General features: G+C 67.1%; 17 protein-coding genes. 9 read left to right on the top strand and 8 right to left on the bottom strand.

Annotated features, from left to right (window positions below; genetic code table 11):
- The first annotated feature begins 351 nt into the window (after nucleotides 1-351).
- Nucleotides 352-1,419, top strand: a complete 1,068-nt coding sequence (locus MKK51_RS18545; RefSeq protein WP_243979502.1) for a sensor histidine kinase — start codon at nucleotides 352-354, stop codon at nucleotides 1,417-1,419.
- Nucleotides 1,416-1,874 carry a response regulator gene (locus MKK51_RS18540; protein WP_243979500.1) on the top strand — a complete coding sequence of 153 codons (459 nt, stop codon included), beginning with the start codon at nucleotides 1,416-1,418 and terminating at the stop codon, nucleotides 1,872-1,874. Before MKK51_RS18545 ends, MKK51_RS18540 begins: the two co-directional genes overlap by 4 nt.
- 66 nt (nucleotides 1,875-1,940) lie before the next feature.
- Here MKK51_RS18540 and MKK51_RS18535 read toward each other — a convergent pair whose 3' ends face one another.
- The 5 genes from MKK51_RS18535 to MKK51_RS18515 form a co-directional block, all read right to left on the bottom strand.
- On the bottom strand, nucleotides 1,941-4,694 hold the full coding sequence (locus tag MKK51_RS18535) for a PAS domain-containing protein (protein WP_243979498.1): 2,754 nt from the start codon (nucleotides 4,692-4,694) through the stop codon (nucleotides 1,941-1,943).
- A 225-nt stretch (nucleotides 4,695-4,919) separates the two neighbouring features.
- Nucleotides 4,920-6,218 carry a type III glutamate--ammonia ligase gene (gene glnT, locus MKK51_RS18530; protein WP_243979488.1) on the bottom strand — a complete coding sequence of 433 codons (1,299 nt, stop codon included), beginning with the start codon at nucleotides 6,216-6,218 and terminating at the stop codon, nucleotides 4,920-4,922.
- A gap of 87 nt (nucleotides 6,219-6,305) precedes the next feature.
- Entirely contained in the window at nucleotides 6,306-7,667 is a 1,362-nt protein-coding gene (locus MKK51_RS18525; protein WP_243979486.1) for an FMN-binding glutamate synthase family protein, read from the bottom strand.
- Nucleotides 7,667-8,356 (bottom strand): protein glxC, encoded by a 690-nt coding sequence (locus MKK51_RS18520; protein WP_243979484.1) that lies wholly within the window; start codon nucleotides 8,354-8,356, stop codon nucleotides 7,667-7,669. Before MKK51_RS18520 ends, MKK51_RS18525 begins: the two co-directional genes overlap by 1 nt.
- The gene (locus MKK51_RS18515) at nucleotides 8,356-9,249 is read right to left on the bottom strand and encodes a class II glutamine amidotransferase (RefSeq protein ID WP_243979482.1); all 894 of its coding nucleotides are present in this window, start codon (nucleotides 9,247-9,249) and stop codon (nucleotides 8,356-8,358) included. The genes MKK51_RS18520 and MKK51_RS18515 overlap by 1 nt, the downstream gene beginning before the upstream one ends.
- 655 nt (nucleotides 9,250-9,904) lie before the next feature.
- On the opposite strand from MKK51_RS18515, the gene MKK51_RS18510 reads away from it, so the two are divergent.
- From MKK51_RS18510 to MKK51_RS18480, 7 genes are all read left to right on the top strand, one after another.
- Nucleotides 9,905-10,180, top strand: coding sequence for a hypothetical protein (locus MKK51_RS18510; RefSeq protein ID WP_243979480.1), 276 nt, complete (start codon nucleotides 9,905-9,907; stop codon nucleotides 10,178-10,180).
- Nucleotides 10,177-10,587, top strand: a complete 411-nt coding sequence (locus MKK51_RS18505; RefSeq protein ID WP_243979478.1) for a hypothetical protein — start codon at nucleotides 10,177-10,179, stop codon at nucleotides 10,585-10,587. Before MKK51_RS18510 ends, MKK51_RS18505 begins: the two co-directional genes overlap by 4 nt.
- A 55-nt stretch (nucleotides 10,588-10,642) precedes the next feature.
- Nucleotides 10,643-10,813: a hypothetical protein gene (locus MKK51_RS18500; protein WP_197030985.1), complete on the top strand. Its 171-nt coding sequence runs from the start codon at nucleotides 10,643-10,645 to the stop codon at nucleotides 10,811-10,813.
- Nucleotides 10,813-12,270, top strand: a complete 1,458-nt coding sequence (locus tag MKK51_RS18495) for an APC family permease (RefSeq protein ID WP_409565718.1) — start codon at nucleotides 10,813-10,815, stop codon at nucleotides 12,268-12,270. The genes MKK51_RS18500 and MKK51_RS18495 overlap by 1 nt, the downstream gene beginning before the upstream one ends.
- A gap of 7 nt (nucleotides 12,271-12,277) precedes the next feature.
- On the top strand, nucleotides 12,278-12,970 hold the full coding sequence (locus tag MKK51_RS18490; RefSeq protein WP_243979476.1) for a hypothetical protein: 693 nt from the start codon (nucleotides 12,278-12,280) through the stop codon (nucleotides 12,968-12,970).
- A complete protein-coding gene (locus MKK51_RS18485) occupies nucleotides 12,933-13,244 on the top strand; it encodes a hypothetical protein (RefSeq protein ID WP_243979474.1) in 312 nt (103 codons plus the stop codon). The genes MKK51_RS18490 and MKK51_RS18485 overlap by 38 nt, the downstream gene beginning before the upstream one ends.
- 342 nt (nucleotides 13,245-13,586) lie before the next feature.
- Complete coding sequence (locus tag MKK51_RS18480) at nucleotides 13,587-14,192, top strand: helix-turn-helix domain-containing protein (protein ID WP_027171621.1); 606 nt, start codon at nucleotides 13,587-13,589, stop codon at nucleotides 14,190-14,192.
- Nucleotides 14,193-14,206: 14 nt separating this feature from the next.
- On the opposite strand, the gene MKK51_RS18475 is transcribed toward MKK51_RS18480, so the two are convergent.
- From MKK51_RS18475 to MKK51_RS18465, 3 genes are read right to left on the bottom strand one after another with little or no spacing between them, the layout of a single operon-like run.
- The gene (locus MKK51_RS18475; protein WP_243979472.1) at nucleotides 14,207-14,824 is read right to left on the bottom strand and encodes a sarcosine oxidase subunit gamma; all 618 of its coding nucleotides are present in this window, start codon (nucleotides 14,822-14,824) and stop codon (nucleotides 14,207-14,209) included.
- Nucleotides 14,817-17,855, bottom strand: coding sequence for a sarcosine oxidase subunit alpha family protein (locus MKK51_RS18470; RefSeq protein WP_243979470.1), 3,039 nt, complete (start codon nucleotides 17,853-17,855; stop codon nucleotides 14,817-14,819). Before MKK51_RS18470 ends, MKK51_RS18475 begins: the two co-directional genes overlap by 8 nt.
- Complete coding sequence (locus MKK51_RS18465) at nucleotides 17,852-18,139, bottom strand: sarcosine oxidase subunit delta (RefSeq protein ID WP_243979461.1); 288 nt, start codon at nucleotides 18,137-18,139, stop codon at nucleotides 17,852-17,854. Before MKK51_RS18465 ends, MKK51_RS18470 begins: the two co-directional genes overlap by 4 nt.
- Between the last annotated feature and the right edge of the window lie 3 nt (nucleotides 18,140-18,142).

Genomic DNA, 18,142 nt, shown 5'->3' with positions numbered 1-18,142 from the left:
GCCGATCCGTCCATCGACCCCACTCTCAATGAGACACGTGGAACCGTCGCGACGCGATCGTCCGGGACGACGGCGCTGTGACGTCCCGGAAAAGTCCCGCCGTCGCACCCGCTCCATCGCCAGATCCGGTGCCGGATCAACCGTCGAAGTCCGTGACGCGGAACAAACCTTCGCCCCTCACGCTTTCGCCTGGCGGTGTTCGAGGATATCGGGGATCGCCCGATCTTTCCTCGCCGGACCTGATCGAAGCCGCTAAGATCTTGCATCGCACCACCGGGTGCCTGCCCATCCTCGCAGAGAGCCTGCCTCGTGCCGATCCGGCCGCCACTCGTTTCCTCCGCCGAAGCCTCGATGTCCCTGCCGACCCTGCGCCGCGGGTCGCAGCTCCACGAGACCGAGCGCCGCCTGAATGCCGTGCTCAACAACGCGTCGGTGGCGATCTTCCTGATGGATGACCGGCAGCACTGCGTCTACATGAACCGCGCGGCCGAACTGCTCACGGGCTTCAGCGTCGGAGAGGTACTCGCGCGAGACTGCCCGCTGCACGACATCGTCCACCATACCTATCCCGATGGCCGTCCGTTCCCCTTGGAGGAATGCGCCATCGACCGGGCCTTCCCCGAGAACAACCAGGAACGCGGCGAGGAGGTGTTCGTCCACAAGGACGGGCATTTCTATCCCGTCGGCTTTACCGCAAGCCCCATCCGCGACGATGCCGCCAAGATCATCGGCACGATCATCGAGGTCCGGGACATCACGGAGGAGAAGGCGGCGGCCGAGCGGCAGAAATTGCTGACGAACGAGTTGAACCACCGGGTAAAGAACACCCTGGCCACCGTCCAGTCGATCGCGACGCAGACCTTCCGCAACGTCGCCGACCAGCCGGCCCGTGCCGTGTTCGACGCCCGTGTCACGGCCTTGTCGAACGCCCACAATGTCCTGACGGAATCCAACTGGGAGAGCGCCAGCCTCGTCGGCGTCGTCGAGCGGGCGATCGCTCCCCATGCGGTCGCGGAGACCGACGGGACGCGGTTCAGAATCACCGGTCCGGATACCCGCCTCCATCCCAAGGTCGCCGTGACGTTGGCGATGGCGTTGCACGAGCTGATGACCAATGCCGCAAAATACGGCGCCCTTTCGGTTCCCGAAGGCCGGGTCGCGGTGACATGGACGCTGACGTCCGACGGCTCACGCGATCACCTGTCTCTCACCTGGACGGAGACGGGCGGCCCGGACGTGGTCCCTCCGGCGCGCAAGGGTTTCGGCTCCCGGCTGATCGAGCGGCAATTGCCGCTGGAATTCGACGGTCGTGCCGTACTCGATCTCGCACCGGCCGGACTCGTCTGCCGACTGGATATCCCGCTGACCGCGCTGGGGTGGCATGGACAGGATATCGTGACGGGGCGTTCGGCCTCATGAGCATTCTGGAGGGGCGCCGCGTCCTGCTGGTGGAGGACGAAAGTCTGGTGGCGATGCTCGTCGAGGACATGCTGCTGGATCTCAGCTGCGAGGTCGTGGTTGCCATGCGCCTCGACCAGGCGTTGCGGCAACTTCAGGCCGGCGATTTCGATGTGGCCGTCCTCGATGTCAATCTCGGCGAGACGCGCAGCTATCCCGTGGCCGATCAGCTGTTCGAGCGTTGCATTCCGTTCCTGTTCGCCACGGGCTACGGTTCCGCAGGACTGGAGCCGGCCTACCGGACGGTGCCGGTGATGCAGAAGCCGTATCAGAAGGATCAATTGGAGGCGCAGCTCCGGCATCTCCTCACCTGCGAGCCGGTCTCGCGGGGATCCGACAGCGGCACCAGGGTGTTCACCTGCGGCTGTGCGCTCAATTCCAAGGATTCCGGCGTAGCCCAGATCCGGGCGGATTGAACCCGGCTCCCTGCCTGACCGGCAGTCGGCTTTTCGGGAAAGCGGCCTTCCGGTTCTCGCGGGTCCCTAACGAAAGTCGGGCGGCGTATCCACGGCCTGCAAACCTTTGAGCGACGCCTCGAGCGTACAGACCACACCGGCCGTGCGATAATCGAGCGAGACCTCGCCGCCGAAATTGCCGGCGAGGCCCCGCCCGATCAACCGTGTGCCGAACCCCGTGCGGGTGGGCGGACTGACCGGCGGCCCTCCGGCTTCGACCCAGCGCATCAGCACCTGATCGCCGCCGTCGCCCTTGCTCCGGCATATCTCCCAGACGATGGCGACGCTGCCTCTCGCGGTGGAGAGGGCGCCGTACTTGGCGGCGTTGGTCGCGAGTTCATGGAGGATGAGGGCCAGCGACATCGCGGCCTTGGCGCCCACGTTCAGGGCCGGTCCGCGAATGGAGAAACGGTCGGGCTTGTCCTTGTGAGCCTCCAGGGCACTCTCGATCAGCGTCTTCAAGGGCGTATCGCCGAGCGACCCGCCCAGCAGCAGGTCATGGGACTTGCCCAGCGCGATCAGGCGCCCCGCCAGCACATCCTTGGCGCTCACGACATCGGTAGCGTTCCGCATGGTCTGGGTGGCGATGGATTGCACCATCGCCAGCATGTTCTTCATGCGGTGGCTGAGTTCGAGGTTGAGCACGCGCTGCTGCGCCTCGGCCTCGATCCGTGCGATGGCGGCGCGCGTCCGGTCGGCGATGTTGCGAATGAAGCCGGTCTCTTCGGTGGTCCAGGCGTGCGGAACGTCCTTGGCCGCGTAGAATACGGCAACGACCCGTCCGTGCTCCATCACCGGAAGGTCGACGAGCGAACGGATGCCGATATCGGTCAGCGAAGCTGCATCCGACGCGGTGCGCGGATCCGATGCGGCATCCTCGATCACAAAAGCCGTTCCGGCCTTCAACACGTCGATACACGAGCCGAAGTCACGGAACTCGCGGGTTCCGTCGAGCCGAGGAAGGCCGGGGGTCGACCACCCCCGACCGACGAGGATCGTCTCGCGCTCCGGGTCCACGGCTCCGTAGCCGGAATGGGACAGTCCCAGGGTCCGGCCCGTGATCTCCGCCGCGACAGACGCGATCGCCACCGGGTCGCTCAGGTCACGCAGGCGGTCGCCGAGCTCTGCGATGGCAAGGCGGCGGGTTTCGCCCTGCTTGCGTTCGGTGACGTCGAGGAAGAGGCAGCTGAACCGCTGGCCGCTTTCATGCCCTGCGCGGACCTCGAAGGTCCGACCGAGGCGGGGCACGGTGATCTCGAACAGGCTCGGTTCGCCGGTATCGACCACGCTTGCATAGCGGTCGATCAGCCCCTGGTCGATCTCGGGAACGAAGTCTCGAATGGTACGGCCGACGCTCTGCTGCGAAAGGCCCGATTGCTTAGCAAAGGCCGGGTTGATCTCCAGGAGGCGGTAATCGCAGGCCTGCCCGGCCGCATCACGGACGAGTTCGCCGAGAAAGAACCCTTCCTGCATGCTGGTGAACAATCCCCGCCAGCGCGCCTCGCTGGCGCTGATCCGCTGCTCGGCGGTCTTCTGGACGGTGATGTCGCGGGAGACCGAGAGCAGCCGCTCGGGGCGGCCTTCGGCATCGAGGATCGGGGTGACCTGCACGTCCCACCAGCGGGGATTGCCCGCCATGGTGTTGGCCTGCCCCTGGAAATGACCGGTCCCCCCGGCCTTGGCGGCGGCGAGGGCCGCGCGAGCGTCGGCATTGCCCTCGTTCTGCCAGAAATCCGGCCAGGGACAGTTCTGGATCGCGTTGAAGTCGCTCACCTCCATCACCCGCATTCCGCCCTCACTCATGAAGGTCAGGCGGTTGTCGAGGTCGATCACCTTGATGCAATCGGCCGACGAGGCGAGGACGCTGCGCATGAACTCCGCGTCGTCCCGCTGCTTCTGGTTCGCGAGGCGCTGTTCCGTGCGGTCGCGCAGGATCTTGATGAATCCCTCCGGATGCCCGTCCTCGTTCCTCAGCGGCATCATCTCGCCGAGCCCCCAGAACAGGGTCCCGTCCTTGCGCCTGTGCCAGCGCTCGTCGCTGGCCCGCCCGTGCAGCAGCGCGGCGCCCATCTCCTGCTCGGGCGCGCCGATCTCGATATCCTCGGGCGTGAAGAACACATGGGCGGGCTCACCGAGCATCTCGGCCTCGTTCCAGCCGATGACGCGCTCAGCGCCGGTGTTCCAGCTCGTCACCCGGCCGGACAGATCCATGGAGATGATGCCGTAATCGACGGCGCTCTCCAGGATCGCCTTGTTGAGGCGGTCGCTCTCGCGCCGGTCCTGCAACGCGCGACGCAGTTCGAGCAGGGCCATCACCTGCTTGGCCAGCGTCTGCAGGATCAGCCTCTGCGCCGCGCTCAGGCTGTTCGGTTTGGTGTCGAGGACGCAGAGCGTGCCGAGGTTGACGCCCTTCGGCGTCTGCAGCGGCACGCCGGCATAGAAGCGCACATGCGCGTCGCCGGTGACCAACGGGTTCGCGGAGGTCCGTTCGTCGCGGGTCGTGTCGGCAATCACGAACACCGCGTCCGGCTCCTGGACGGCGTGGCGACAGATCGACGAGGAGATCGGGGTCTCCCGCTGACCGAAACCCGTCTCGGCCTTGAACCATTGCCGGTCCCCGTCGAGCAGGGAGATCAGGGAGATCGGCATATCGCAGGCCGCCGACGCAGCCTTCACGATATCGTCGAAATCCGCCTCGGCCTCCGTATCGAGGATGCCGTAGCGCGCGAGGGCTGCACGACGATCGGACTCGATTCCCGCGCTGCTATCGTCCTGGTCCACAGAGCTCTTCCCGCCCGCCGTCGCCTATTTCGGACCGAAAAGCCGAGATCAGCCGGTTCATGCGCCCAAATCTCGGGGCCGGCAACCGGAAGCGGTATGTCCTTGACTGCGGTTCTTATCAAGCGTGATCCCGCCGGAATCCGTCCGGCCGGGAACCGCTTTCGCGCGGGGGGCGGGGGCGGCTCGTGCGAATTCCTTCGCCGGGACCGGCGGGCGGTCCGGGCTTCAGCAGTCGAGCGTGGTGTCGCGCTCCCACTGGGTGAGGTGACGCGAATAGGCGTTCCACTCCTCGGTCTTGAGCTTGAGATAGCTCGGCACGAACGAGCCCAAGGCCTCGTTGAGCACGTCGCATTTCTCGAGCGCCCGCATGGCGTCGAGCATGTTGAGCGGCAGACGCTTGACGCCCTCCACCGTATGGCCGTCCGTGTACATGTTGATGTCGAGGCGCTGGCCCGGATCGCGCCGGTTGCGCAGGCCGTCGAGGCCGGCGGCGAGGAGGCCCGCCTGGAGCAGGTAGGGATTGGCCGCCCCGTCGGCGAGGCGGAACTCGAAGCGGCCGCCATCGGGGATACGGATCATGTGGGTGCGGTTGTTGCCCGTATAGGTCACGGTGTTGGGAGCCCAGGTCGCGCCGGATGTGGTGCGCGGGGCGTTAATGCGCTTGTAGGAATTCACGCACGGGTTGGTGATGGCGGCGAGCGCATCGGCTGAGTGAATGAGCCCGCCGATGAAGTGATAGCCCTCCCGCGACATTCCGATCTCGTCCGACGCATCGGCGAAGATGTTGCGTTCGCCCCGCCAGAGCGAGACGTGGGCGTGGCAGCCGGAGCCGGTCAGGTCCATGAAGGGCTTGGGCATGAAGGTCGCGCGCAGGCCGTGCTTCTCGGCGATCGAGCGGGTCATGTACTTGAAGAAGGCGTGCCTGTCGGCGGTGACGAGAGCGTCGTCGTAGTCCCAGTTCATCTCGAACTGTCCGTTCGCGTCCTCGTGGTCGTTCTGGTACGGCTTCCAGCCGAGGTCCAGCATGGCGTCGCAGATCTCGGTGATCACGTCGTAGCGGCGCATCAGGGCCGACTGGTCGTAACACGGCTTCATCTGCCGGTCGGCCATGTCCGCGGGCTCGGACCCGTCCGGCGTGATCAGGAAGAACTCGCACTCGACGCCGGTCTTCATCTGCAATCCGTCGCGGGCCGCTTCGGCGATCAGGCGCTTGAGGATGTTGCGTGGCCCCTGTTCCACCGGCTTGCCGCCCATCACGAGGTCGGCGGGCAGCCAGCCGACCTCCGGCTTCCAGGGCAGCTGGATCAGACCGGCGGCATCGGGTACGGCGAGGAGGTCGGCATCCGCCGGGCTCATGTCGAGCCATGTGGCGAAGCCTGCGAACCCGGCGCCGTTTCGACAGGTGCTGGCGATGGCCGCAGCCGGGACGAGCTTGGCGCGCTGCGTGCCGAACAGGTCCGTGTAGGAGACGAGGAAGTACTTGATGCCGCGCTCTTTCGCGACGGTTTCGAGATCCGTGTTCATGGCGTCACCCTGCGTTGAATCGGGCGGCCCGCTCGGCCGTGCTGTCGAAGGGAAAGGCCGCCCCCGTGGGACGGCCCTTCGTTGTGCTCAGAAGCCGGTCTTGCCCGGAATCCAGCCCGTGCCGGCCATCGGCACCTGGGCCATGGCGGCGGCCTCGATGGTGAGCGCCACGAGGTCCTCGGGTTCGAGGTTGTGCAGGTGGCTCTTGCCGCAGGCGCGCGCGATGGTCTGCGCCTCCAGGGTCATCACGGCGAGGTAGTTGGCCAGCCGCCGTCCGGCCAGGACGGGGTCGAGGCGCTTGGCCAGTTCCGGATCCTGCGTGGTGATGCCGGCGGGATCCTTGCCCTCGTGCCAGTCGTCATAGGCGCCGGCGGTGGTGCCGAGGGCCTGATAATCGGCTTCCCAACGCGGGTCGTTGTCGCCGAGGGCGATGAGCGCCGCCGTGCCGATGGCGACGGCATCGGCACCGAGCGCCAGGGCCTTGGCCACATCGGCCCCCGAGCGGATGCCGCCCGAGACGATGAGCTGCACCTTCCGGTGCAGGCCGAGATCCTGCAGCGCCTGCACAGCGGGGCGGATCGCCGCCAGGATCGGGATGCCGACATGCTCGATGAACACGTCCTGCGTGGCGGCCGTGCCGCCCTGCATGCCGTCCAGCACCACCACGTCGGCGCCCGACTTGGCCGCCAGCGCGGTGTCGTAATAGGGCCGCGAGGCGCCGACCTTCACGTAGATCGGCTTCTCGCCGTCGGTGATCTCACGCAGCTCCTCGATCTTGATCTCGAGATCGTCCGGCCCGGTCCAGTCCGGGTGGCGGCAGGCCGAGCGCTGGTCGACGCCCGGCGGCAGGCAGCGCATGCCGGCGACACGCTCGGTGATCTTCTGGCCGAGCAGCATGCCGCCGCCGCCGGGCTTGGCGCCCTGGCCGATCACGATCTCGATCGCGTCCGCTTTCCGCAGGTCGTCCGGGTTCATGCCGTAGCGCGAGGGCAGGTACTGGTAGACCAGCGTCTGCGAATGCCCGCGCTCCTCCTGCGTCATGCCGCCGTCGCCGGTGGTGGTCGAGGTGCCGGCGAGCGTCGCCCCGCGCCCGAGCGCCTCCTTGGCCTGGGCCGAGAGCGAGCCGAAGCTCATCCCCGCGATGGTGATCGGGGTCTTGAGGTGGATCGGCTTCGAGGCGAAGCGGGCGCCCAGCACAACCTCGGTGCCGCAGCGCTCACGGTACCCCTCCAGCGGGTAGCGGCTGATGGAGGCGCCGAGGAACAGGAGGTCGTCGAAATGCGGCAGCTTGCGCTTCGCCCCCGCGCCCCGGATGTCGTAGATGCCGGTGGCGGCGGCGCGGCGGATCTCCGACATGACGTCGGGAGTGAAGGTCGCCGAGAAGCGGGGCTTGGTGCGCGGCAAAGGACGCGCATCCTTGAGGGTCGGGTCCTTGGGAGTCTCGGCCATCAGTAGGCTCCGGCGTTGTCGACGTTGAAATGATAGAGGCGGCGGGCGGAGCCGTAGCGCCGGAACTCCGACGGATTGACCTCACCGGCGAGGCCAGCGGCCTGGAGCTTGGCGTAGAGCTGCTCGCGGTGCTCGTCGCGCATCTCCTTCTCGATGCAATCGGCGCCCAGGCTCTTGACCGAGCCGCGCACGTAGAGCCGCGCCTCGTAGAGGGAATCGCCCAGAGCCTCGCCGGCATCGCCGAGCACGGTCAGGGTCCCGGCCTGGGCCATGAAGGCCGACATGTGGCCGATCGAGCCCTTCACGACGATGTCGATGCCCTTCATCGAGATGCCGCAGCGCGCGCCCGCATTGCCGTCGACCACGAGGAGGCCGCCATGCGCCGTGGCGCCGGCCGACTGGCTGACGTCGCCGCGCACATGGACGAAGCCCGACATCATGTTCTCGGCGACACCCACGCCCGCATTGCCGTTGATCACGACGCTCGCGAGCTTGTTCATGCCGGCGCAGTAATAGCCGACATTCCCCTCGATCTCGACGGAGATCGGCGCATCGAGGCCCACCGCGATGGCGTGGCGGCCATCCGGGCCGGTGATGGTCCAGTGGGTCTCGTTGGTGTCGGGGCGCAGGGCGTGCAGCGCCCGGTTGAGGTCGCGCAGGGGCGCCTGGTTGAGATCGTAGGACGACATCAGTGACGCTCCCAGGCGTAGACCTTGGCGGGTTCGGGTTCGAAGACGCGGGCGGAGGCGATGCCGGGCAGACCGACGAGGGCCCGGTACTCGGAGCCGAACGCCACGTAATCGTCGGTCTCGGCCATCACCGCAGGCTTGCAGGCGATGGGATCGCGCACGACGGCAAAGCCCGTCTCGGTGCCGACCACGAAGGTGAAGAACCCGTCGAGATCCGACAGGCTCGATTCCAGGGCCTCCTTGAGGGACGCGCCTTCGCGCATGCGCCAGCTCAGGTAGCCGGCCGCGACCTCGGTGTCGTTCTTGGTGGCGAAGGTGAGGCCCTCGCGCTCGAGGCGGCGGCGCATGTCGTTGTGGTTCGACAGTGAGCCGTTATGGACCAGGCATTCGTCAATGCCGGTGGAGAACGGGTGCGCACCGTTGGTGGTGACCGCGCTCTCGGTGGCCATGCGGGTATGGCCGATGCCATGGGTGCCGGTCATGCCGGCGAGATCGAACCGCTCGGCGACGGCGGCCGGCAGCCCGACCTCCTTGTAGATCTCCATCCGCCGACCGGCGCTGACCACGTCGATGCCCGGCGCCTCGTCCTTGAGCCACGCGCGGATCCGCTCCTCGCGCTCGGCCGGCACCGAGAGGACCGTGTGGGTGTCGCGTTCCGTCTTCTCGAAGGTGAGGGCGAAGACGTCTTCCAGTCCGGAGATCGCCTTCTTCAGCGCCGCCTGATCCGGACCACGCAGGGTGAGCTTCACGCCGTCACCGTCCGATCCGTAAACGGCGAAGCCGGCGCTGTCGGGACCGCGGTCCGTCATGGTCGCGAGCATCTTGGACAGAAGCGAGCCGAGCTGCGGCTCAAGCTTTGAGTTCTTCAAGTACAACCCGACTATACCGCACATCGCACTTTCCCGCTTCCATCGAGCACCTTGATCGTTGCTCTCACATTCCCACGAGGACGTCAACTGACGGTCACAAAAAATTCTTCCTGAGAAAGTTTTGTCTCGTGCGTCAGTCAGATGCTCGTGCGTGAGCCCCTTCGGATTGGGAAAGGTCGTTGACAAAGCGTGGGTCGGAGGAAAATTCGCCTGACCAAACCGATGACCAGCAAGCGGTCTGACCTGCAAGACTGAGGTGCCAGGCGTCAGTCTTCGCCGTGACGCGCTCATTCGCCGACAAAGGCGGGCCATGCAGACCGTCGCGACGAGAGCGGCGGCTCGACGGGACAATCATCAATTCCCGTCAGGAAATAGGGTTTCGCGAAAATCCCGGGGCCGTCAAGTCCCATGGGACGAAGGACGCGGCGACGTCGCGCCGGCACGGAGCGGGACGAGAGCGGGCCAATGCCCTCCCCTCCGCGCCATCGGAGACCCGGCTGAACGCGATCGGCACTACCAAGAAACAAGCATAAAAATGCATTTCTTGTGCAATGCGACATCATTTTAGGCATTGACAAGGGCCCATTTCCAGCAGGATCTTTCCGGAAAGGAACCCTCGGTTCTCAAAAAGAAAATCCCGGGAGGACGTGCCGTGAGTCAGGATCCCCGCATCTCAGCCATGTTCCGACGCGACGGCGCGGCCGCGATCGTCGCGGTGGTCGCCGTCTGGCTGATCTATGGTTTCACGTTCTGGAGCATGTGGAAGGCCTTCGACGGCGCTGATCTGCTGATTCCGATGGCGATCCTCGGCGCCATCGTCCTCTTCCTCAATACAGCATCCACCTTCGCGATGATCCGCCACTATAGCGAAGACAAGGCCGCGATCTACGGCACCGACATCTACTACCTCGATCAGATCCGCACAGCGCGGCAGCACAAAGGAGCGACCGAATGAAGAAGGGTCCCTACGAGCCGCCGAGTCAGCCGATCGTCGGGCAGATCTTCGACGCGATCCTGATGCTCGTCCTCGTCTTCATCACGCTCTACCTGCCGCTTTGGCTCAAACTGGCCGGCGGCGGCACGACCACGACGGAGTATCCGAACCCATCCTGGGAATCCCTGGGCCAGAACGCGGTGATGGCGGCGCAATGGGAGAAGCTGGGCATCGCACCGGAGAAGGCCGCCACGATCATCGGCACGCGCTTCGACTACAACTTCAACTGGACGGCACTGGCATTCACGGCGCTGATCATCGTCGCCTATTTCGTCTTCATATTCCGCTACTCCGACCACGAGTACCGCGACGTCATCGCCGAGCGCTTCGGCGACGATGCCCCGACCAAGACCGTCGAACCGCGCTGAGCCTCATCGGCCGCGGTCACGGTCGGCCCGTTCCTGTCCTGCGAGGATATTCGTCATGGTCGAGATCATGAACTGGAGCGCCTGGGCGATCGCCGGAGCCCTGTCGCTCTGGATGGCCGTCGATCTGGTGCGCACCAACCGAGCTTTCGGAGAGGATTACCTCCTCTCGTCCGAAGAGGGCGAGATCGTGGATGCCGATGTCGGCGAACAGGCAGCGAGGTCGTGATGCAGGATGTTCAGGCCGCCTCTCAGCCGGGCTTCCAGACCCCGAAGGTCTCGCTGCCCGACGTGTCGTCGGTGGCGGGCGCGGCACCCGCCCGGAAGATCGCGCTCCTGCGCGTGCTCGGGCCCGGCCACGTCTGGGCGCTCGGCGTCGGGATCGTGCTGGTGGGCGAGTTCATGGGCTGGAACTTCGCCGTGGGGAAGGGCGGGCCGATCGCGGCGCTGACCGCCTGCTGGCTCGCCGGGATCCTCTACACCTGCGTGGCCATGATCGATTCCGAGATCACCTCCACGGTGGCCGCCGCCGGCGGCCAGTACGCGCAGGCCAAGCACATCATCGGGCCGCTCGCGGCCTTCAATGTCGGCCTCTACCTCGTGATGGCCTACACCATGCTCGAGGTCTCGAACGCCATCGTGACCGGGGATCTGCTCGAAGCGTTCATGGCCAATCTCGGTGTCGCGGGCACCGTCGACAAGCGCGCGTACATGGTGCTCACCATCGTGGCCCTCGCCTTCCTGAATTATCGCGGCGTGCTCGCATCGCTGACGATGAACCTGCTGATCACGGCCGCGGCCTTCCTCGCCATCGTGGTGCTCTTCGTGGCGACCCAGCCCTGGGCGCCGGGCGCCGTGCTGCAGCACGATGCCCTCCTGGTCGGCCTGCCATACGGGAATCTCGGCATCCTCGCCGCCATGCATTTCGGCCTGTGGTTCTATCTCGGCATCGAGGGCACGACGCAGGCCGCCGAGGAGGTGCGCTCGCCCGCCCGCGCCCTGCCGCTGGGTACCATGACGGGGATGATGACCCTGCTGATCGCCGCCACGGCGACCTGGTACGTCTGCTCGGGGCTGATGCCCTGGGAATATCTCGGCCAGGCCGTGACGCCGCTCTACGATGCGGGGCGTCTCACGGGGAATCGCTGGCTCGAAGTGTTTCTGTTCTTCGGCACCCTGTTCGCCACCGTCGCCTCGGCCAATGGCTGCATCAACGACGCCTCACGGGCCTGGTTCGCCATGGGACGCGACCGTTACATGCCGGCCTGGTTCGGTGCGGTGCACCCCGCCTACCACACCCCCTACCGGTCGATCGTCTTCTTCGTGCCGGTGGCGATCATGTTCGCGGTCTCGACGCCGCTCGACCAGACCATCACCTTCTCGATCCTGTCCGGGCTGCTCGGCTACACGCTGATGGCGCTCTCCATCGTCCTGTTCCGGCGGAAATGGCCCCTCGGCACCATTCAGAGGGGCTACGTCCATCCGCTTCACCCGCTGCCGTGCCTGCTGCTGCTGCTCCTGTGCAGCGTAACCTATGTGGCAGTCTTCCTCGGCTACGGGACGCAGCTCGTCGCGATGATGACCTTCTACATCATCGCCTCGGCCTGGTTCGTGCTGCACCGCTACAAGTATGTCCGTCGCGGCGACCAGTTCACGATGCACTGGCCGAAGCCGCGCGGCTATTGAGGCCAGCATGATCGACCTCCTCGTCCTTCCGATCCTCGGTGCCGCCAGCTACGCACTCTGCCGTCGCAGCCGGACGGCCTCGGCGGAACGGGCCGGGATGCTCCGGCCCTGCGAAGAGCTTCTGGCGGAGCCGGTCCATGGCCGCGACCCGACGGGCTTCGGGACCCTCGGGGGCCGGTTCCTGGATTTGCCGGTCGAGATTCGGGTCATCCCCGAAGCCCTGGCCTTCCGTCGCCTGCCGCAACTCTGGCTCAGCGTCTCGGTGCACCATGCGACGGGCGTTCGCGGCACGGTCGACGTCCTCAGGCGCGTGGTGGGTGCCGAATTCTACGCCCCTGCGGACAGCCTCCCGGCGCGCTATGACGTGCCGGAGGGCTGGCCGGGTGAGACGCTGGTGCGGGGATCGCCCGGTGCCGGACCAATCCTCGACCGCGCCTGCGCGGCGGTCGCGACCATCCTCGCCGAGCCACGCGTGAAGGAAGTGCTGCTCACGCCCCGGGGAATCCGGATCGTGAGCCAGCTCTGCCAGGGCGATCGCGGTGCCTACCTGCTCCTGCGCGAGAATCGCTTTCCCGTGACGCGGATCGGTCCAGAGCAGCTACGGCCCCTGCTCGCCCGGGCCACCGACCTCGTCCGGAGCCTCACCGGAGAAGGCACAGTCCATGGATCCGACGACACCTGTGCGCGCGCCGCAGCCTAACCCTTATCACGTCCTCGCGGCCGCCATCGTGCTTCCCGGTATGGGCCATGTGCTGGTCGGGCAGGCGCAACGCGGCCTGGGATTCGCGTTCTTCACCCTCGTGGGAGCGTGGCTGACCACGAAATTCGCTTCGCCGGATATAGATGTGATCGGTCGCCACGCCGCCGGCGTGTTCGTCTGGGCCCTGTCGATCCCCGATGCTTACCGGATCGCGCGCCTGCGTGCCGTGATGTCCTACGGCTCCGCCCCACGCCCAACCATTTCGACACCTTGACCCCCGACCTCCGGGGACGGCGAGGCCGAAACGCTCGTCCGCCTCAGCGTGAGGTGCACTGGAACTGACATCTGAAGCCCCCGTCCGCTGGCGCGCCAAGGATGCGCACCGTGTTCTTCACCGGGACGGGTTTCGCCGTTCGACGGGCGGGCCTGGCCGGAGTTGTCAGGACCGGTGAACGACGTGCGCACATCCTGTCATCGACAAGGATTGAGTCGGATCGCCTCACCGGCAATCGCGCAATCTGTTCGGTGCGATATTCCGGTGCTAGACGAGAAGCGTATGCCGACATGCTGCCTCGTGCTCGATGCGTGTCGCGATCAGGACGAGATCAGAAACCGGATGCTGAACACCGCCTCGAACGCACCGGTCGACGACAAGCGGACACTCGAGCGGGCGCTTGGCCACCAGATCCGCCTGTTCCGGCGCGAGCGCGACCTCTCGGTGGCCGATCTCGGAACGGCGGCCGGGATCTCGCCCGGCATGATCTCCAAGATGGAGAACGGTCAGATTTCACCGTCGCTGTCGTCGATCAACGCCGTGGCGAAGGCGTTGAACGTGCCCATCACCGTGCTGTTCTCGGCCTTCGAGGAGAGCCGTGACTGCTCCTTCGTCAGGCGCGGGCAGGGTGTCGTCATCGAGCGGCGCGGGACGAAGGCCGGCCATCTCTACGAGCTTCTCGGGGCGGGCCTGCGCGGTGAGATCGTCGTCGAGCCCTACCTCATCACCCTGGAAAACGATGCCGAATCCTATACCGGGTTTCGCCATGCCGGGACCGAGTTCATCTATATGCTGACCGGCGAAGTCGTCTATCGCCACGACAAGCACGACTACACCCTGCAGCCGGGAGACTCGCTCCTGTTCGACTCGGCGGCGTCCCACGGGCCGGCCAAACTGATCAAGACGCCGATGACCTACCTGTCCATCATCGTCTACCCGCGCGGCTGAGCCATCGCGCCGGTTTACGGCGCGGCGTTGCGCACATCGTAGCCGAACTCCACCGCGGCATGGCTCAGCCACGACCAGACGCTGCCGGCAAAGCTGCGTGCCACGGCAAGATCGTAGGTGGGGGAGGCGTCCCGCTGCCAGACCTGTGCACCCATATGCGCAAGGGCCGTGACGGCGACTTGCCCCGGCTGGAAGGCACGGGGATGAAGGTCGATGGCGAGGCCCTTGGCGAGGAAAGCCCGGGCGTCCGGCCCGGACACGCGGACGATCGCGCGGGCGTCGCTCTGGTCGGTGACCGCAGCGAGCCCCTGCAAGGCCTGAACGAGGCCCACCATCTCACGACGGGTCTCGAACAGCGCGAGCCATTGGTCCGGTCCGGACCAGACCAATCCGCGCTCTCCTGTCAGGCCGGCCGTCCCCGTATCGGGCAGGGACAAACCGTAGCGCTCGTCCAAGACCTGCCGCAGGGCGTCGGTCCGGCCCTTCACCGCGATCAGGGTGGCGAGCCCGAAGTCCTCGCGCAGGGTCAGGGTGATGCCGGGCTCACCGCCCGGACGTCCGTGCCGGCCGACCGGTGCGATCCCCGCCCAGGCGCTTCTCGGCCGCCATGTCGTCTCGATACCGTCAGACACGCAGCTTCTCCTCTTTCGGGTCGACGAAGACCGGTGAGCAGATCTCGACTTCGATGTCCCCGTCACGCACCGGATCGTAGGCGCGGACCCGTGTCCCGTGGCGCTCGGGGCCGCGCCGGATCAGGCCGAGCCCGATCCAGCGGCCGAGGCTCGGTGAATAGGCCACGGACGTCATGGTGCCCTCATCGGCCGCGAGGCTCGGGGCGGCACCGATGGCGAGGAAACGTGCCCCCGCGCGCAGGCGCTGGCTGCGGTCGACCGGGCGGAACCCCACGAGGATCGGCCGTTCGGGATCGACCAGGGCCGGCCGCTCCTTCATCAGGCGGCCGACATAATCCTTCTTCTTGGCGAGCATGCCGCCGAGGCCGATATCGCGCGCGGTGGTCTGGCCGTTGATCTCGGCGCCGGCCGCGTGGCCCTTCTCGATGCGCATCACCGAGAGCGCCTCCGCGCCGTAGGCCGTGATGCCGTGGGCCGAGCCGGCCGCCATGATCGCCCGCCAGGCGGCATCGCCATAGGCCGCCGGCACGGCGAGTTCGTAGGCCAGTTCGCCGGAGAACGAGATGCGGAACAGCCGTGCGGGAATGCCTCCGCCGACCGTAATGTCGGCGCAGGCCAGGAAGGGAAAGGCCTCGTTCGACAGGTCGAAACCGGGATCGACGACGCCCCGCAACGTGTCGCGGGCGCGCGGGCCGGCCACGGCGTATTGCGCCCATTGCTCGCTCACCGAGACCATCTGCACGTCGAGTTCCGGCCACAGCCATTGGTGGCAGAATTCGAGGTGCTGCATGACCTTGGCGGCATTGGCCGTGGAGGCCGTCATCACGAAATGGGTCTCCCCCAACCGCGCGACGGTGCCGTCGTCCAGGACGAAGCCGTCCTCGCGCAGGAGCACGGCGTAGCGCGCCTTGCCCACGGGCAGCGTACCGAACGGATTGGCGCAGACCCGCTCGATGAGGGCGAGGGCATCCCGGCCCTGGATGTCGATCTTGCCCAACGTCGTCACGTCGCAAACGCCCACATGGGCGCGCACGGTGTTCACCTCGCGATTGACCGTTTCCAGCCAGTCGCTCTCGCCGGTCTTCGGGAAGTAGGCCGGGCGGAGCCACAGGCCGGTCTCCACGAAGACCGCCCCCTGCTCCTCGCACCAGGCATGGGAGGGGACGTGCCGGGTCGCCCGGAAATCCTTGCCCCGGTGATGCCCGGCGAAGGCGCCGATGGCGACGGGGGTGAAGGGCGGCCGGAACATCGTGGTGCCGACGCTCGCGACCGGCTGGCCGGTGAGCTCCGCCATGATGCCGAGCCCGGCGAGGTTCGAGGTCTTGCCCTGGTCGGTGGCCATGCCGAGGGTGGTGTAGCGCTTCAGGAGCTCCACCGCGCGGAAGCCCTCGCGATGGGCGAGTTCCACATCGGACGCCGCCACGTCGTTCTGGAAATCGACGAAGGCCTTGCCCTTCGAGACCGGCACCCGCCAGAGCGGTGTATGGGCGACGCTGTCGGGATCGGTCTTCGGGGTCTCGGGCGCGGTGCCGGCGAATCCACAGGCGGAGGCGGCCTCCGCCCCGGCCCGGCCGCCTGTCTCGAGGCAGGAGGCCAGGGTGAAGGCACCGCCCGCCGCCCCGACGGCCACCATGCCGGAGGGAAGCGCGCCCGGCACGAAGGCATGGATCGCCTCGTCCCAGACCGGGCGCCGCGACAGGTGGGAATCGAGATGCACGATCGGGTTCCAGCCATTGGCCATGGCGAGGCAGTCGCAGGCGATGGTCTGGCGACTGGCATAGGTGTCCACCACCTCGATCGCCTCGAGGCCGAGATGCCCCTTCGTGCCGGTGACATATCCGTCGCAGATCACCTGAGCGCCGACGGCCTCGGCGACCCGGCGCAATTCGGCCGGCACCGAGGCGCGGGAATCGATCATCGCCGCCACCCGTCCGCCCGCCGCCACGACATCGGCCACAGTGCGCCAGCCGTCGTCGCCCGACGTGAAGATCGCGATGGTTCTGCCAGGGAGCACGCCGTAGCGGTTGAGGTAGGTCCGCACCGCACCGGCCAGCATCACGCCGGGCCGGTCGTTGCCGCCGAAGACATGCGGGCGTTCGATGGCTCCGGCGGCGAGGATGGCCTGCCTTGCCGTGATCCGCCACATGCGCTGTCGCGGCGCATGGGCGGCGGGCACGGCGAGGTGATCGCCGACGCGCTCGACCGCCCCGTAGGCGCCGTGATCGTAGACCCCGAACAGGGTGGTCCGGCTGAGAAGGCGGACCTCCGGCATGCTTGCCAGTTCGGCGAGGGCCTCCGCCGCCCAATCCGCCCCGGATCGGCCGGCGATCTCGCGCCGGTCGGCGAGCAGGCGCCCCCCCATCCGGTGATCCTCGTCAACGAGGATCACGCGCGCACCCGAGCGTCCGGCGGCCAGGGCCGCGGCGAGCCCGGCCGGTCCGGCGCCGATGACCAGCACGTCGCAGAAGGCGAAGGCCTTGTCGTAGGTGTCGGGATCCGGCGCATGGGCGGCCCGACCGAGGCCGGCAGCGCGGCGGATCATCGGCTCGTAGAGCTTCTCCCACAGAGCGGCCGGCCACATGAAGGTCTTGTAGTAGAAGCCCGCCGCGAAGACCGGCGCCGCGAGGGCGTTGACCGAAAGGGCGTCGTATTTCAACGACGGCCAGCGATTCTGGCTCGACGCCTCCAGTCCCTCGTACAGTTCGGCCACGGTGGCGCGGGTGTTCGGCTCCCGGCGCGCGCCCGAGCGCAGTTCGACGAGGGCGTTCGGCTCCTCCGAACCGGCGGTGAGGATGCCGCGCGGGCGGTGATACTTGAACGACCGGCCGACAAGCCGCACGCCGTTGGCCAACAGCGCCGAGGCCAGAGTATCGCCCTGGAAACCGCTGTAGCGGTGGCCGTCGAAGGTGAAGTCCAGGGCACGGCGCCGGTCGATCGTGCCGCCGGTCGCTGTGCGAAAGCCCTGGCCGGCAGCCGTCGCCGGGGGCGCGCCGCTCGGGGAGGCGGCGTCCCGAAGGGTGATCGTGCTCATGCGACCTCTCCTGTCCGGCGGCTCAGCGCCACGTCGCGGGCGGAGGACACCCCGGTGATCTCATGGGTTCGCGTATCCCGATCGACCACCAGCCAGGAGCGGCAGCCGGCGGCGTGATACCAGAGCTCGCGATGGGGGCCCGCCGGGTTGTCGCGCAGGTAGACGTAGTCGTGCATGGCGGCGGGATCCGCCTCCATGCCGTCGGGCCTGACCGGCGCGGCGTCGCCGAGATAACTGAACTCGCCGTTGTCGCGTGTCCCGCAATGGGGGCATCGGATACGCATGAT

This window comes from Methylobacterium sp. E-045, from assembly GCF_022829685.1.
In the GTDB taxonomy this organism is placed as follows: Bacteria; Pseudomonadota; Alphaproteobacteria; order Rhizobiales; family Beijerinckiaceae; genus Methylobacterium.
This window is presented reverse-complemented; position numbering and strand designations above follow the sequence as displayed.